Genomic DNA, 15,278 nt, shown 5'->3' with positions numbered 1-15,278 from the left:
CGCAAAGTTACGCCTCGGCGTTATCTTCAGCCAGTAGACGAAGGGCGGTTTCACCGACCTTGCGCACGGCCGCTTCGATCTGCGGCGTTGGCCGAGCGGCGAAATTCATGCGCAGGCAATGGCGGAACTTGCCCGAGGCCGAGAAGATGCTGCCCACGGCAATCTGCACACCCTGCTCCAGTAAAGCGCGGTTCAGCCGCAGCGTATCGAAATGTTCAGGCAATTCCACCCACAGCATGAAGCCGCCCTGCGGTCGGCTGACCCGGGTGCCGGCCGGGAAATGACAGGTTACCCAGTCGCTCATCAGGTCGCGACCACGCTGGTACTGGCTGCGCATGCGTCGCACATGGGGCTGGTAGTGGCCGGCGGCAATGAAGTCGGCGATCGCCAGTTGCGGCTGGCTGGCGGTGCTGCCAGTGCTGATGTATTTCATGTGCAGCGCCCGCTCCAGATAACGGCCGGGGGCGACCCAGCCGATGCGCAGGCCTGGGGCGAGGGTCTTGGAGAACGAACTGCACAGCAGCACGCGGCCGTCGTCGTCGAACGACTTGAGGGTGCGCGGGCGCGGGTAGGTGTAGGCCAGGTCGCCATACACGTCGTCTTCCAGGATCGCCACATCGTAGCGCTGGGCCAGGCTCAGCAGGGCTTTCTTGCGTGCTTCGGGCATGATGTAGCCAAGCGGGTTGTTGCAGCTCGGGGTGATCTGGATGAGCTTGATCGGCCATTGTTCAAGCGCCAGTTCCAGGGCTTCAAGGCTGATGCCGGTGACCGGGTCGGTAGGAATTTCCAGGGCCTTCATGCCCAGGCCCTTGAGGGTCTGCATGGCGCCGTGGAAGCTTGGCGAGTCGACCGCCACGATATCGCCTGGCTCGCACACTGCGCGGATGCTGCACGACAGCGCCTCGTGGCAGCCGGTGGTCACCACCAGGTCGGCCGGGCTCAGGCGGCAGCCGGAGTCGAGCGTCAGCCGGGCGATCTGCTCGCGCAGGGCCAGGTTGCCATGGATGTTGTCGTAGTACAGGCCCGGCATGTCCTGGCGTCGGCTCAGTTGAGCGAGGCTGCGCAGCAGCGGCTTGAGGGTCGGGCTGTCGATGTCGGGCATGCCGCGACCGAGCTGAATGATGTCCGGACGCGGGGTACTGCGCACCAGTTCGAGCACCTGTTCCCATTGCGAGATATCCACCGGGCGTTGGGCCGGGCGGCTGACGGCGGGCAGGGCAGGGAGGTGGCGATGGTCGCTGACGAAGTAGCCGGACTTGGGCCGTGGCGAAACCATGCCGCTGTCTTCGAGCATGCGGTAGGCCTGCTGTACGGTGCTCAGGCTGACCCCGTGCTCCACGCTCAGGGCGCGTACCGATGGCAGGCGCTGGCCGGGGCGGTAGAGGCCCTGTTCGATGCGCGCACCGAGCAGTTCGGCGAGGTTCAAGTAGAGGGTCAAGGCATACTCCTACGCTTCTTGTAGAAAGCGACCAGTACAGTTGCGTCGAAAATACAGCATTCAGGCGTCAGAGGACCAATACTGTATGGGAATAATAAGCCCGTATTGGATCTGTATTGTCGGGCCTGTCGTCGCGCATGCTTTCTCCACGGTTACACACTGAATGGGAGAGAGCAGCGATGGGGGGCATGAGCGATGTGCGCTTGCAACTGTTGGCCAAGGAACTGGACGCCGGGCAGCAGACCAAGGTGTTCAACGCACCGGAAGGGCTCGGGCGTTGGGGGCTGATGCTGCATCGCTGGCACACCCGCCGGGCCCTGCTGCAGCTGGACGATGACCAGCTGCGGGATATCGGGCTGAGCTGGGAACAGGCACGTACCGAGGGGCGCAAACCCTTCTGGAGAGACTGAGCCGTCGCACCTTCTGTGGCAGCGGGTTTATCCGCGGCAAAGCCGCTGCCATGCACCGCGTTGCATGCTTCGCGGGTGAACCCGCTCCCACGGGGGCAATGTATCGGCCTTCAGACCAGCTCTTTCAGGCGATGCCAGAGCATTCCCAGGGCCAGGATCGGCGAGCGCAGGTGCTTGCCGCCGGGGAAGGTGACATGCGGTACCTTGGCGAACAGGTCGAAGCGCCCGCTTTCCTGGCCGCTGATCGCTTCACCCAGCAGGCGTGCGGCCAGGTGCGTGGCGTTCAGGCCGTGGCCGGAATAGGCCTGGGCGTAATAGACATTCGGCTGGCTGGCCAGGCGGCCGACCTGTGGCAGGCGGTTGGCGCCGATACCGATCATGCCGCCCCACTGATAATCGATGCGCACGTCGGCCAGCTGTGGGAACACCTTGAGCATCTTCGGCCGCATGTAGGCTGCGATGTCCTTGGGGTCGCGCCCGGAATAGTGGCAGGCACCGCCGAACAGCAGGCGGCGGTCGGCCGACAGGCGATAGTAGTCCAGCGCCACGCGCTGGTCGCACACGGCCATGTTCTGCGGCAGCAACTGATGGGCGCGTTCTTCGCTGAGTGGCTCGGTGGCAATGATGTAGCTACCGGCTGGCAGCACCTTGCCGCCCAGCTCGCGGTTGAGGTCGTTGTGGTAGGCGTTGCAGCACAGCACCAGGGTCTTGGCCCGCACCCGGCCCTGGGCGGTGTGCACCTGCACTTCAGGGCCGTAGTCGATGCGCGTGACCTCGGACTGCTCGAACAGCTTGACGCCCAGGCGACTGGCGACAGCCGCTTCACCCAAGGCCAGGTTGAGCGGGTGCAAGTGCCCCGAGCCCATGTCGATCAGGCCGCCGACATAGCGATCGGAGCCCACCACGCTATGCATGTCGTCCCTGCCGACCAGGCGCAGTTCGTGGCGGTAGCCCAGGCTGCGCAGTTCATCGGCATCCTCGGCAAAGCCTTTCAGCTCGTCGGGTTTGTTGGCCAGGTCGCAGTAACCCCAGGTCAGGTCGCAGGCAATCGCGTGACGTTCGACCCGTTCGCGGACGATCTCCACGGCTTCCAGGCCCATCAGTTTCATGCTGCGTACGCCTTCCTCGCCGATCACTGGAAGAAACTGCTCAAGGCCGTGGCCGACGCCGCGGATCAGCTGGCCGCCATTGCGCCCGCTGGCTCCCCAGCCGAGCTTGCGCGCTTCCAGCAGGATGACCGAGAAGCCACGCTCGGCCAGTTCGATAGCCGTGTTCAGCCCCGAATAGCCGCCACCGACGATACACACATCTGCGCTGTGCTCACCTTGCAGGAAGGAATGGTCCGGGTGGGGCGCGCTGCTGGCGGCGTAATAGGAAGCGGCGTGCTGCGCGCTGTGGATCATGGGCGAAGTCCTGTTGCTGTTGTGAAAGTGGCAGAATAAGCCGAGGCCTGACAGTTGGCCTTATAATTCAGCCTGATTTAAATTTCATGTGTTTCTCCGGCCATGTCCTGCAACCGTCACAAAATCCACTTCCTGCGCGAACTGATTCCTTCCTTCGAATGTGAGCCCGGCTGCCACGACTGCTGCGGCCCGGTTACCACCTCGTCCGAAGAGATGGCCCGCCTGCCGCGCAAGACCCAGGCCGAGCAGGATGCCGCGCTGGAGCACCTGAATTGCGTGCACCTGGGCCCCAGCGGCTGCACCGTCTATGAAGAACGGCCGATGATCTGCCGACTGTTCGGCACCACGCCGCGCATGGCCTGCCCACGCGGCCGTGGCCCGGACCCGATGATCGAGCCCGAGGCCGAGCAGCTGGTTCACCAGTTCATCGCCAGCACCCGCCAGGTGCTGGTCTAGCCTCAGTCCGGGATTGGCAGGCAGAGGCTCTCCTTCACCTCTTCCATCACGATGTAGCTCTTCGATTCGCGCACGTGCGGCAGTTTCAGCAGGATGTCGCCGAGCAGCTTGCGGTACGAGGCCATTTCCGAAATACGCGCTTTCACCAGGTAGTCGAAGTCACCGGATACCAAGTGGCATTCCAGCACATGAGGCAGTTTGAGCACCGCCCGGCGGAACTCCTCGAAGGTGTCGCCGGACTTGTAGTCCAGGCTGATTTCCACGAACACCAGCAGGCTGCCCTTGAGGTGCTGCGGATTCAGCCGGGCGTTGTAGCCCATGATGATGCCCTCGCGCTCCAGGCGGCGGACGCGCTCGGTACAAGGGGTGGTGGAAAGCCCGACTTTCTCGCCCAGTTCGGTGAAGGAAATACGCCCGTCATTCTGCAGGATGCGCAGGATGTTACGGTCGATCTTGTCCAGTTCACGCTTGCTCTGGTGCTGGGTTCTCATAGGGGATGCCCCTCCGTGAAAGGCGATTTTGCCGAGAATTCTCGCCAATAATAGGCTTTTATATAGTGAAATGCACTGGGCTTAGATTCTTATACTGCGCGCATCCATGCCATATCAACAAAATAGCGGTGCGCCGCGTGCGAGGGATGAACAATGCGAGTATTGGTACTTGGTAGCGGTGTGATCGGTACCGCCAGTGCCTATTATCTGGCCCGGCAAGGCTTCGAGGTGACCGTGGTCGACCGCCAACCGGCAGTGGCCCTGGAAACCAGCTTCGCCAACGCTGGCCAGATCTCGCCCGGCTATGCCTCGCCTTGGGCCGCCCCAGGCGTACCGCTGAAAGCCATCAAGTGGCTGCTGGAGCGCCACGCGCCCCTGGCCATCAAGCTGACCGGTGAAGTCGACCAGTACCTGTGGATGGCGCAGATGCTGCGCAACTGCACCGCCAGCCGCTACGCGGTGAACAAGGAGCGCATGGTGCGCCTGTCCGAGTACAGCCGTGACTGCCTCGACGAACTGCGTGCCGAAACCGGTATTGCCTACGAAAACCGTAGCCTGGGGACTACCCAGCTGTTCCGCACGCAGGCCCAGGTAGACGCTGCGGCCAAGGACATCGCCGTGCTCGAGCAGTCCGGGGTGCCATATGAATTGCTCGACCGCGACGGCATCGCCCGTGTCGAACCGGCCCTGGCCGGGGTGAAGGACATCCTTGCCGGCGCCCTGCGCCTGCCCAACGATCAGACCGGCGACTGCCAGTTGTTCACCACCAAGCTCGCCGAAATGGCCGTGAACCTGGGCGTGGAATTCCGCTTCGGTCAGGACATCCAGCGCCTGGACTTCGCCGGTGACCGCATCAACGGCGTATGGATCGATGGCAAACTGGAAACCGCAGACCGCTACGTGCTGGCCCTGGGCAGCTACTCGCCGCAGATGCTCAAGCCACTGGGCATCAAGGCCCCGGTGTATCCGCTCAAGGGTTACTCGCTGACCGTGCCGATCACCGATGCCGACATGGCGCCGACCTCGACCATTCTTGACGAGACCTACAAGGTTGCGATTACCCGTTTCGACAACCGTATCCGTGTGGGCGGCATGGCTGAGATCGCCGGCTTTGACCTGTCGCTGAACCCGCGTCGACGCGAAACGCTGGAGATGATCGTCAACGACCTTTATCCTCGCGGCGGCGACCTCAGCCAGGCCAGTTTCTGGACCGGCCTGCGCCCGGCGACCCCGGATGGTACGCCGATCGTGGGTGCCACTGCGTTCCGCAACCTGTTCCTCAACACCGGCCACGGTACGTTGGGCTGGACCATGGCGTGCGGTTCCGGCCGCCTGCTGGCTGACCTGATTGCGCGCAAGAAACCGCAGATCAGTGCTGAGGGCCTGGACATCTCCCGGTATGGCAACAGCCCGGAAGTCGCCAAGCACGGTCAGACCGCGCCTGCCCACCAGCAGTAAGGTCGCCTGTACCGGCCTCTTCGCGGCTAAAGCCGCTCCTGCAGGTATGTGCAATCCCTGTAGGAGCGGCTTCAGCCGCGAAGAACCCGACACCGTTTTCAACCTGTGAATCACCATAAGGCAGCCGCCATGCGTCCCGCCCGCGCTCTGATCGACTTGCAAGCCCTCCGTCACAACTACCGCCTGGCCCGTGAACTGTCCGGTGCCAAGGCCCTTGCCGTGGTCAAGGCCGACGCCTACGGCCACGGTGCCGTGCGTTGCGCCCTGGCCCTGGAGCCCGAGGCCGACGGTTTTGCTGTGGCCTGCATCGAAGAGGCGCTGGAGTTGCGCGCTGCCGGCATCAAGGCGCCGGTGCTGCTGCTCGAAGGCTTTTTCGAGGCCAGCGAACTGGCGCTGATCGCCGAGCACGGCCTGTGGTGTGTGGTGCATTCGCTGTGGCAGCTCGAAGCGATCGAGCAGACCCAGATACACAAGCCACTGACCATCTGGCTCAAGCTCGATAGCGGCATGCACCGCGTCGGCCTGCACCCCAAGGATTACCACGACGCCTACCAGCGCCTGCTGGCCAGCGGCAAGGTTTCGCGCATCGTGTTGATGAGCCACTTCGCCCGTGCCGACGAGCCGGAGGCCGATGCCACCGAGCAGCAGATCGCCGTGTTCAACGCCGCCCGCGAAGGCCTGGCCGCCGAATGCAGCCTGCGCAATTCGCCCGGTGTGCTGGCCTGGCCGCAAGCCCCGAGCGACTGGGTACGCCCAGGCATCATGCTGTATGGCGCCAGCCCCTTCGAAGCCGACCAGCCCCAGGCCGCACGCCTGCAGCCGGTGATGACCCTGCAATCACGCGTCATCAGCGTGCGCGAGCTGCCTGCCGGGGAACCAGTGGGTTACGGCGCCAAGTTCGTCAGCCCGCGGCCAACCCGCGTTGGCGTGGTTGCCATGGGCTACGCCGACGGCTACCCGCGCCACGCACCCACCGGCACGCCGGTGGTGGTCGCCGGCAAGCGCAGCCAGCTGATTGGCCGCGTGTCGATGGACATGCTCTGCATCGACCTGACCGACGTGCCCGAAGCCACCGTCGGCAGCCCGGTCGAGCTGTGGGGCAAGCAGGTACTGGCCAGTGATGTGGCCACGCAGGCCGGTACCATTCCCTACCAGATCTTCTGCAACCTGAGGCGCGTGCCGCTGGACTATCACGGCGAATAAGGCGCCGAAGCGGCCAGCTTGAGGGGCGGTGTGTTGTAAATACTGAACGGCATTGCCATGATATCGTTCACATTCACCCCGCCATCTCACCGTTTCAGGAGGCGCAAGCTTTGGACGTCGGCGAACGACTGCAAGCCATCCGCAAGCTCAAGGGCCTTTCCCAGCGGGAACTCGCCAAGCGCGCGGGGGTGACCAACAGCACCATCTCGATGATCGAGAAGAACAGCGTGAGCCCTTCGATCAGCTCGCTGCGCAAGGTGCTCAGCGGCATTCCCATGTCGATGGTCGAATTCTTTTCGGTCGAGCTGGAGGCGCAAAGCCCGGCACAGATCGTCTACAAGGCCCATGAGCTGATCGACATCTCCGACGGCGCAGTGACCATGAAGCTGGTTGGCAAGTCACACCCCAACCGCGCTATCGCCTTCCTTACCGAAGTCTACCCTCCCGGTGCCGACACCGGTGCCGAGATGCTCACCCACGATGGTGAAGAAACCGGCATCCTGCTCGAGGGCAGGCTCGAACTGGTGGTGGGCAACGAGATCTTCATCCTCGAAGCGGGCGACAGCTATTACTTCGAAAGTACCCGCCCGCACCGTTTTCGCAACCCGTTCGACGCGCCTGCGCGGCTGATCAGCGCGGCTACCCCTTCGAACTTTTGATCCAGCGCAGTGCATTGCTTCGGCAATACCCCTTTCCCGAGTAGGGTCGTTCCACGGTATCCGGGTTCCCGCTATACTTTTCAACGCTCGCATTACCGTGGCCGCGGGCGTGATTAGCCACCATGAGGGTGTTCGCGTGAACCAAATCAAGAAGATGCTGGCCATACCAGCAGCCGTATTCGCCCTTTGGGCAATGAGCGCAACCGCAGCGACCAACGACGAGCTTGCCAAACGCCTTGAGCCGGTCGGCCAGGTGTGTGTGCAGGGCCAGGAATGCAAGGGTATGGAAGTGGCCGCCGCAGCCGGCGGTGGTGGGGCCAAGACCCCGGATGAGGTGATTGCCAAGCACTGCAACGCCTGCCACGGGTCAGGCTTGCTGGGGGCACCGAAGATTGGCGATACCGCCGCATGGAAAGAGCGCGCCGACCATCAGGGCGGCCTGGAAGGGATTCTGGCCAAGGCCATTACGGGCATCAACGCCATGCCGCCCAAGGGCACCTGCGCGGACTGCTCGGATGATGACCTGAAAGGGGCCATCAAGAAGATGTCCGGGCTCTGAGCCACCATTGAATTGCACCAAGCCCGCCTATTCCGGCGGGCTTTGTATTTGTGCTGCCAGTGCCGGCCCTATCGCGGCCAAAGCCGCTCCTACAGGTACAGCGCCGCGTGAGGCGCCCGCAGGAGCGGCATTGGCCGCGACAGGGCCGGCACAAGCAACCAACCCGCTTGAGCCCGTGTCCAACACCTGACCCCATGGATGATTCAGGAGGCCCCGATGCACCTCTGCTCCATCGACCAGGCCGTCGAGCACGTCCTCGACAAGTTGCCGGCCCACATCCACATGGGTCTGCCGCTGGGCCTGGGCAAGCCCAACGCCTTCGTCAATGCCCTGTACGCCCGGGTCCGCGACCTGCCTGAGCGCCAGCTGACTCTCTACACCGCGCTGTCGCTGGGGCGCCCAGCTCTTGGCGATGGCTTGCAACGACGCTTCCTCGAGCCCTTCGTCGAGCGCGTGTTCGCCGACTATGAAGAACTCACCTACCTCGCCGACCTGCGCAACGACTGCCTGCCGCCGAACATCCGCGTCGAGCAGTTCTTCATGCAACCCGGCAGCCTGCTGCACAGCGAGACTGCCCAGCAGGACTACATCAGCAGCAACTACAGCCACGCCGCCCGTGACATCAACGCCAAGGGCCTGAACCTGGTCGCCCAGCTGGTCGCTGCCACGCCGGAGAAGCCCGTCCACCTGAGCTTGGCCTGCAACCCCGACATCACCCTCGACCTGCAGCCGATGATCGCCAAGCGGCGTGCGGCAGGGGAAACCATCCTCATGCTCGGCCAGGTTCACAGCGAGTTACCGTACATGCCGGGCGATGCCGAACTGCCGATCGATGCGTTCGACCTGCTGATCGACGAAGCGGAGCAGCGCCGACTGTTTTCCACTCCCAACATGCCAGTCACCACGCAGGATCACTGCATTGGTTTGCACGCAAGCTCACTGGCGCGTGACGGTGGCACGCTGCAAATCGGCATCGGCGCCATGGGCGATGCACTGGCGGCGGCATTGCTGGCGCGCCAGGGCGACAACGCGGGCTACCGCGCCTTGCTCGACGAACTGGATGTCGGCCCCTGGCGGACGCTGATCGAGCGCGAAGGGGGCCTGGAGGCCTTCGCCCAAGGTCTTTACGGTTGCAGCGAGATGTTCGTCAACGGCCTGCTGGCGCTGGTCGAGGCGGGCGTGGTGCGCCGCCCGGCGGATGAGCAGGGTGTGCTGGTGCATGGCGGTTTCTTCCTCGGCCCGCAGGCGTTCTACCAGCGCTTGCGCGAGATGCCGCTGGAGCAGCGCGCCCGGTTCGGCATGACCCGCATCAGTTTCATCAACGAATTGTACGGGCAGGAAGGCCTCAAGCGCCGCCAGCGCCGCGATGCGCGCTTCGTCAACACGGTGTTCGGCATGACCCTGCTCGGCGCCGGCGTGGCCGACCAGCTGGAAGACGGCCGGGTGCTTAGCGGCGTGGGCGGGCAGTACAACTTTGTTGCGCAGGGCCACGCCCTGGAGGGTGGGCGCTCGATCCTGCTGCTGCGCAGCTGGCGTGAGTCGGGGGGTGAGGTGACTTCCAACCTGTTCTGGAGCTATGGCCACTGCACCATTCCCCGGCACCTGCGCGATATCGTGGTGACCGAGTACGGCATTGCCGACTTGCGTGGGCAGACCGACAGCGAAGTGATTGCGCGGCTGCTGGCGGTGAGCGATTCGCGGTTCCAGGGGGCGTTGATGGAACAGGCCAAGCGCGCCGGCAAGCTGGCGGGCGATTTTCAGCTGGATGCGCGGTTTAGCGACAATACGCCTGAGCGTCTGGACGCAATCAAGGCGCGTCATGCGCGGCTGTTCCCGGAGTATCCGCTCGGTACGGATTTCACGGCCGAGGAGCGGGATTTGTTGCGCGCGCTGAATTGGTTGAAGAGCAAATTCAAGCTGAGCGAGGTGCTGGAGCTGGGCAAGGCGGCACTGGAAGCGCCAGGGCCAGAGGGGTTTGAGGCGCACCTGGCGCGGATGCAGCTGGATCGGCCGCAGGGGTTGAAGGAGGAGTTGTATCAGCGTTTGCTGCTGGCGGGGTTGCAGGCCACAAGATAAATGTGAAGGCTCACCGTCCCCTGTGGGAGCGGGTTTACCCGCGAATGCGATGGCACATGCGAAATCGCATTCGCGGGTAAATCGGATCGCCGCACCGCCGCTCCCACAGGGACCGTGTGTGGGCTTACTCGATGAAGCTGACCACACCACCTTCCAGCGACTTAACCCGGGCCAGCGATTCAACGCGGTAGCCTTGGCTGTCCAGCTCGGCACGGCCGCCCTGGAACGACTTCTCGATGACGATGCCCAGGCCGGCAACGGTGGCTCCGGCCTGCTTGATGATCGAGATCAGCGCTTGCGATGCCTTGCCGTTGGCCAGGAAGTCGTCGATCACCAGCACGCGGTCGCTGCTGTTGAGGTGGCGCGGCGAGATGGCCACGGTGTTCTCGGTCTGCTTGGTGAAGGAATACACCGAGGCGGTCAGCAGGTTCTCGGTCAGGGTCAGCGACTGGTGCTTGCGCGCGAAGATCACCGGTACGCCCAGCTTCAGGCCGGTCATCACCGCCGGGGCAATGCCCGAGGCTTCGATGGTGACGATCTTGGTCACGCCGGCATCGGCGAACAGGCGGGCGAACTCGTCACCGATCAGCTGCATCAGCGCCGGGTCGATCTGGTGGTTGAGAAACGCGTCGACTTTGAGAACCTGGTCGGAAAGCACGATGCCTTCTTCGCGAATCTTCTGATGCAGTGCTTCCACTATGTTTTCCTCGATGTAGGTAGTGGTCTGTATAGCCGATTTGTAAGCCCAACTTCGGCGCCAAACTTCGTCACACTGCGTTGCCGCTCCTCGCCGTAGCTGGGCTACGACTCGTCGCGGCGCCTTGCGTGTCGAACTCTGGCACTCGAATTTGGGCTCACAAATCGGCCATACAAACCACCGTGGCCGCAAATAGCGGCAAAGTTAAAGAGTAATGGTTGATCAGCGTTTGAGCATTGCCCGGATATCGGCCAGGGCATTGTTGCCACGAGCCGCCTTCACCTCGACCGGCGCATCGTCCAGGCCTTCCCAGGCCAGGTCGTCCGGTGGCAGTTCGTCGAGGAACCGGCTGGGCGTGCAGTCGATGATCTCGCCGTACTGCTTGCGCTTGGCAGCGAAGGTGAAAGCCAAGGTCTGGCGCGCGCGGGTGATGCCCACGTAGGCCAGGCGGCGTTCCTCTTCGATGGTGTCGGCCTCGATGCTGGAGCGGTGAGGGAGGATTTCCTCCTCCATGCCCATGATGAACACGTAAGGGAATTCCAGGCCCTTGGAGGCATGCAGGGTCATCATCTGCACACCCTCGGCGTTTTCTTCCTCTTCCTGCTGGCGCTCGAGCATGTCGCGCAGCACCAGCTTGCCGATGGCGTCCTCGATGGTCATGTCACCCTCTTCGTCCTTCTCGAGAGTGTTCTTCAGCGCTTCGACCAGGAACCAGACGTTGCTGATGCGGAACTCCGCCGCCTTGTCGCTGGCGGTCTGCTGGCGGATCCAGTTCTCGTAGTCGATGTCGCGGATCATCTCGTGCAGCGCGGCGATCGGGTCTTCCAGGGCGACCTTGTGGCGCACCCCGTCGAGCCAGTGCTTGAAGCGTTGCAGGCGCTCGGTGTAGCGCGCATCCAGGTGCTCACCCAGGCCCAGCTCCTCGCTGGCGGCGTACATCGAAATGCCGCGCTCGGTGGCGTAGTTGCCGAGCTTTTCCAGGGTGGTCGAGCCGATTTCCCGGCGCGGTACGTTGATCACCCGCAGGTAGGCGTTGTCGTCATCCGGGTTCACCAGCAGGCGCAGGTAGGCCATGAGGTCCTTGACCTCCTGGCGGCCGAAGAAGCTGTTGCCGCCCGACAGGCGATACGGCACCTGGTGGTGCTGCAACTTCAGTTCGATCAGTTTGGCCTGGTAGTTACCGCGGTAAAGGATCGCGAAGTCGCTGTACGGGCGGTTGGTGCGCAGGTGCAGGGTGAGGATCTCCATGGCCACGCGCTCGGCCTCGGCTTCCTCGTTCTTGCAGCGGATCACACGGATCTCGTCGCCTACGCCCATCTCGCTCCACAACTGCTTTTCGAAAGCATGCGGGTTGTTGGCGATGAGCACGTTGGCGCAGCGCAGGATGCGACTGGTGGAGCGGTAGTTCTGTTCGAGCATGACGATCTTCAGGGAGGGGTAGTCCTCCTTGAGCAGCATCAGGTTCTCGGGGCGTGCGCCACGCCAGGCATAGATCGACTGGTCATCATCGCCCACCACGGTGAACTGGTTGCGCATGCCGATCAGCATCTTCACCAGCAGGTACTGGCTGGCGTTGGTGTCCTGGTATTCGTCCACCAGCAGGTAGCGCACGCGGTTCTGCCAGCGTTCGAGCACGTCGGGGTGCTCCTGGAACAGCTTGACCGGCAGCAGGATCAGGTCGTCGAAGTCCACCGCGTTGAACGCCTTGAGCGTGCGCTGGTAGTGGGTGTAGACGATGGCAGCGGTCTGCTCGCGGGGGTTGCGCGCCTTTTCCAGGGCTTCGGCGGGCAGGATCAGGTCGTTTTTCCAGGCACCGATCATGTTCTTGATCTCGTCGATGCCGTCGTCGCCGGAGTATTCCTTCTGCATGATGTCCGACAGCAGTGCCTTGATGTCGGACTCGTCGAAGATCGAGAAGCCCGGCTTGTAGCCCAGGCGTTCATGCTCCTTGCGGATGATGTTCAGGCCCAGGTTGTGGAACGTGCACACCGTCAGGCCGCGGCCTTCCCCCGGACGCAGCAAGGTGGCGACCCGTTCCTTCATCTCGCGGGCGGCCTTGTTGGTAAAGGTCATGGCCACGATGTACTGGGCACGGATGCCGCAGTTCTGGATGAGGTGGGCAATCTTGCGCGTGATGACGCTGGTCTTGCCCGAGCCAGCACCGGCGAGCACCAATAGAGGGCCGCCGACGTAGTCACGGGCTTCCTGTTGCCGGGGATTGAGTCGGGACATGCTAGAAACCGGGGGTCGCCAGAAAATAGCCGCGCATTCTAACAGGCATGGGCCACTTGTGGCGCGACCGTCTGACGTTTGAGTCAGACTTTTGTTCAGGCATGAGCATTAGTGAAACTAATGCTATTCACTGAAAAAATCGTAATTGCCGGTTTGACGACTTTCGCGCAGGATGCACGTCAAAATGCGACGGGCGGCACTGTAGGCAAAGGATATGTCTAAAAGTGAAAATCATTTTCACTATGCAGTAGCATATCCGACCTCTAACGCTATACCTTTCGAGCCTTTAAGGAGCCCGCTTGTCCACGCCTGTCGAACCTTTGCGTTTGCTGCTGTTGGCTGATGAGCCGGAATGGGCCGCCTTATTACGCGAGTGCCTGCTGCCGCTGGACGGTAGCGCAGTATTGCTGACCGCGCCGAACTGGGCGGCGGTCGATACCCTGTTCAGCCATGATCGCCAGGCCGTGGTGCTGGCGACGCCGGCGTTGCAGCCTGCACCCGGGCGTTGCGAACTGCCGACCATCCTGTTGCTCGACCACGAACCAGACACGTCGCCAACGGGGGTCAGCGACTGGCTGGTACGTGACCAGCTGAACGTCGATGCCCTGCGCCGCTCGCTGCGCCATGTGCGCGAGCGCGGTGTGCTGGTGGCGACGTTGCAGCGCCTGGCCGAGCAGGACCCGCTGACCGGCATCGCCAACCGCCAGGGTTTCCAGGCCTTGCTGACCACGCGCCTGGCGGAGAACGAAGGCCGCGGCGTGGCCCTCGGCCACCTGGACCTGGACAACTTCCGTCATGTCAACGACGCCCTTGGCCATCAGTGCGGCGACCGCCTGATACTGCAGGTGGTCGCGCGGCTCAAGCAGCAACTGGAGGCCGGTGACCAGCTGGCGCGCCTGGGCAGCGACGAGTTTGCCCTGCTGATCGACACGCGCCGCGATGCCAACCGCGCCGAATGGATCGCCGAGCGTATCGTCGAGGCGTTGGCCGAACCCTACTGGATCGACGGCGAAAGCCTGCTGCTTGGCTGCAGCCTGGGCCTGGCCCATGCCCGCGCCCAGGGCGGCCCTGACCCGCTGATGTGGCATGCGCACATCGCCATGCGCCAGGCCAAAAGTAGCCAGGGTTGCACCTTCCACGTATTCAACGAACGCATCAACCGTAATGCGCGCAGCCTGGCCGACCTGGAAAGCGAGCTGCGCCGGGCGCTGCGCCGCGACGAACTGGAGTTGCACTACCAGCCGCGGCTGAACCTGGCCGATGGCCGCATCGTCGGCCTGGAGGCCTTGGTGCGCTGGCGCCATGCCGAGCGCGGCCTGCTGCCACCGAGCGAGTTCGTGCCGCTGGCCGAGCAGAGCGGTTTGATCGTGCCGTTGGGCTACTGGGTGATTTCCCGTGCCCTGCGCGATATGCAGGCGCTGCGCGAACAGGGGCTTGCGCCGCTGCACATGGCGGTGAACCTGAGCTTCCGCCAGTTCCAGGACAGCCAGTTGCTGGCCACCCTGAGCCGGCTGATCATCGAGCACAGTGTGGATGCGCGCTGGCTGGAGTTCGAACTGACCGAAACGGCAGTGATGCGCCGCAACGAGCTGGTGCGCCAGACCATGGATGCCCTGGGTCGCCTGGGTGTGCGCTTCTCGCTGGATGACTTTGGTACCGGCTTCTCGTCCTTCGTGCACCTGAACAGCCTGCCGATCACCTTGCTCAAGGTCGACCGCAGCTTCGTTGCCGAGATGGAGATGCGCGAAGAGAACCGCAAGCTGGTGCATGCCATGATCAACCTGGCGCACAACCTCAACCTGGAGGTGGTTGCCGAAGGCGTGGAAAGCCAGGAGCAGATGGACTTGCTGCGCGGGTTCGGTTGTGACCAGGTGCAAGGGTTCCTGGTCAGCAAGCCGCTGCCGGTGGGCGAGTTGATCGACTACCTGCTGCAGGCGTCCGGCCGCCCCCTCTTGGCTGCCCTGTAAGGCCGCTTCGCGGCGTTCGATGCCTCGATAAACCCGCTCCCACGGACTCATGCGGTCCCTGTTGGAGCGGGTTTACCCGCGAGACGTCCTCAAGTCAGGCCGCAGCGGCAGCCCCCACCCCGGCCTTGCCCAGCAACCGCTTCATCCGCCACTCGACGCCAATGGTCAGCGCCACCGCCGCACAGGCCAGCCCCAACGCCCGCCCCCACCACACCCCTACGGCTGTCTC

The 15,278-nt window shown here is 63.5% G+C and carries 13 protein-coding genes; 8 read left to right on the top strand and 5 right to left on the bottom strand.

All coding sequences use genetic code 11. The annotated features are described in order from the left end of the window. Nucleotides 1–7: 7 nt before the first annotated feature. Nucleotides 8–1,438, bottom strand: coding sequence for an aminotransferase-like domain-containing protein (locus L6D64_RS19530; RefSeq protein WP_176508480.1), 1,431 nt, complete (start codon nucleotides 1,436–1,438; stop codon nucleotides 8–10). 179 nt (nucleotides 1,439–1,617) lie between these two features. On the opposite strand from L6D64_RS19530, the gene L6D64_RS19525 reads away from it, so the two are divergent. Beyond that, entirely contained in the window at nucleotides 1,618–1,848 is a 231-nt protein-coding gene (locus tag L6D64_RS19525) for a DUF1127 domain-containing protein (RefSeq protein ID WP_176508479.1), read from the top strand. Nucleotides 1,849–1,958: 110 nt separating this feature from the next. On the opposite strand, the gene L6D64_RS19520 is transcribed toward L6D64_RS19525, so the two are convergent. Continuing rightward, entirely contained in the window at nucleotides 1,959–3,251 is a 1,293-nt protein-coding gene (locus L6D64_RS19520; protein WP_176508478.1) for an NAD(P)/FAD-dependent oxidoreductase, read from the bottom strand. Nucleotides 3,252–3,353: 102 nt separating this feature from the next. Between L6D64_RS19520 and L6D64_RS19515 the strand changes: the two genes are divergently transcribed. Further along, nucleotides 3,354–3,707 (top strand): YkgJ family cysteine cluster protein, encoded by a 354-nt coding sequence (locus tag L6D64_RS19515; RefSeq protein ID WP_176508477.1) that lies wholly within the window; start codon nucleotides 3,354–3,356, stop codon nucleotides 3,705–3,707. A 2-nt stretch (nucleotides 3,708–3,709) separates the two neighbouring features. On the opposite strand, the gene dadR is transcribed toward L6D64_RS19515, so the two are convergent. Then, nucleotides 3,710–4,198 (bottom strand): transcriptional regulator DadR, encoded by a 489-nt coding sequence (gene dadR / locus L6D64_RS19510; protein WP_003258963.1) that lies wholly within the window; start codon nucleotides 4,196–4,198, stop codon nucleotides 3,710–3,712. Between the two features lie 153 nt (nucleotides 4,199–4,351). Here dadR and dadA point away from each other — a divergent pair, with 153 nt between their 5' ends. The 5 genes from dadA to L6D64_RS19485 all read left to right on the top strand — a co-directional run bounded on the left by dadA (nucleotide 4,352) and on the right by L6D64_RS19485 (nucleotide 10,153). Beyond that, nucleotides 4,352–5,656 carry a D-amino acid dehydrogenase gene (gene dadA / locus L6D64_RS19505; protein ID WP_176508476.1) on the top strand — a complete coding sequence of 435 codons (1,305 nt, stop codon included), beginning with the start codon at nucleotides 4,352–4,354 and terminating at the stop codon, nucleotides 5,654–5,656. A gap of 129 nt (nucleotides 5,657–5,785) precedes the next feature. Further along, a complete protein-coding gene (gene alr, locus L6D64_RS19500) occupies nucleotides 5,786–6,859 on the top strand; it encodes an alanine racemase (RefSeq protein ID WP_176508475.1) in 1,074 nt (357 codons plus the stop codon). A gap of 110 nt (nucleotides 6,860–6,969) precedes the next feature. Further along, nucleotides 6,970–7,518: a cupin domain-containing protein gene (locus L6D64_RS19495; protein ID WP_176508474.1), complete on the top strand. Its 549-nt coding sequence runs from the start codon at nucleotides 6,970–6,972 to the stop codon at nucleotides 7,516–7,518. A gap of 154 nt (nucleotides 7,519–7,672) precedes the next feature. Beyond that, nucleotides 7,673–8,077, top strand: a complete 405-nt coding sequence (locus L6D64_RS19490) for a c-type cytochrome (protein WP_176508571.1) — start codon at nucleotides 7,673–7,675, stop codon at nucleotides 8,075–8,077. Nucleotides 8,078–8,293: 216 nt separating this feature from the next. Then, nucleotides 8,294–10,153, top strand: coding sequence for an acetyl-CoA hydrolase/transferase family protein (locus L6D64_RS19485; protein WP_176508473.1), 1,860 nt, complete (start codon nucleotides 8,294–8,296; stop codon nucleotides 10,151–10,153). Between the two features lie 124 nt (nucleotides 10,154–10,277). Here the strand turns inward: L6D64_RS19485 and L6D64_RS19480 are convergent, their stop codons facing one another. Continuing rightward, on the bottom strand, nucleotides 10,278–10,850 hold the full coding sequence (locus L6D64_RS19480; protein WP_003253535.1) for a xanthine phosphoribosyltransferase: 573 nt from the start codon (nucleotides 10,848–10,850) through the stop codon (nucleotides 10,278–10,280). Between the two features lie 222 nt (nucleotides 10,851–11,072). Beyond that, nucleotides 11,073–13,082 carry a DNA helicase Rep gene (rep, locus tag L6D64_RS19475; RefSeq protein WP_054886748.1) on the bottom strand — a complete coding sequence of 670 codons (2,010 nt, stop codon included), beginning with the start codon at nucleotides 13,080–13,082 and terminating at the stop codon, nucleotides 11,073–11,075. Nucleotides 13,083–13,381: 299 nt separating this feature from the next. Here rep and L6D64_RS19470 point away from each other — a divergent pair, with 299 nt between their 5' ends. Next, nucleotides 13,382–15,049 carry a putative bifunctional diguanylate cyclase/phosphodiesterase gene (locus L6D64_RS19470; RefSeq protein WP_176508472.1) on the top strand — a complete coding sequence of 556 codons (1,668 nt, stop codon included), beginning with the start codon at nucleotides 13,382–13,384 and terminating at the stop codon, nucleotides 15,047–15,049. The last annotated feature ends 229 nt before the right edge of the window (nucleotides 15,050–15,278 follow it).

It is taken from the genome of Pseudomonas urethralis (genome assembly GCF_021602465.1).
Classification (GTDB): domain Bacteria; phylum Pseudomonadota; class Gammaproteobacteria; order Pseudomonadales; family Pseudomonadaceae; genus Aquipseudomonas; species Aquipseudomonas vlassakiae.
This window is presented reverse-complemented; position numbering and strand designations above follow the sequence as displayed.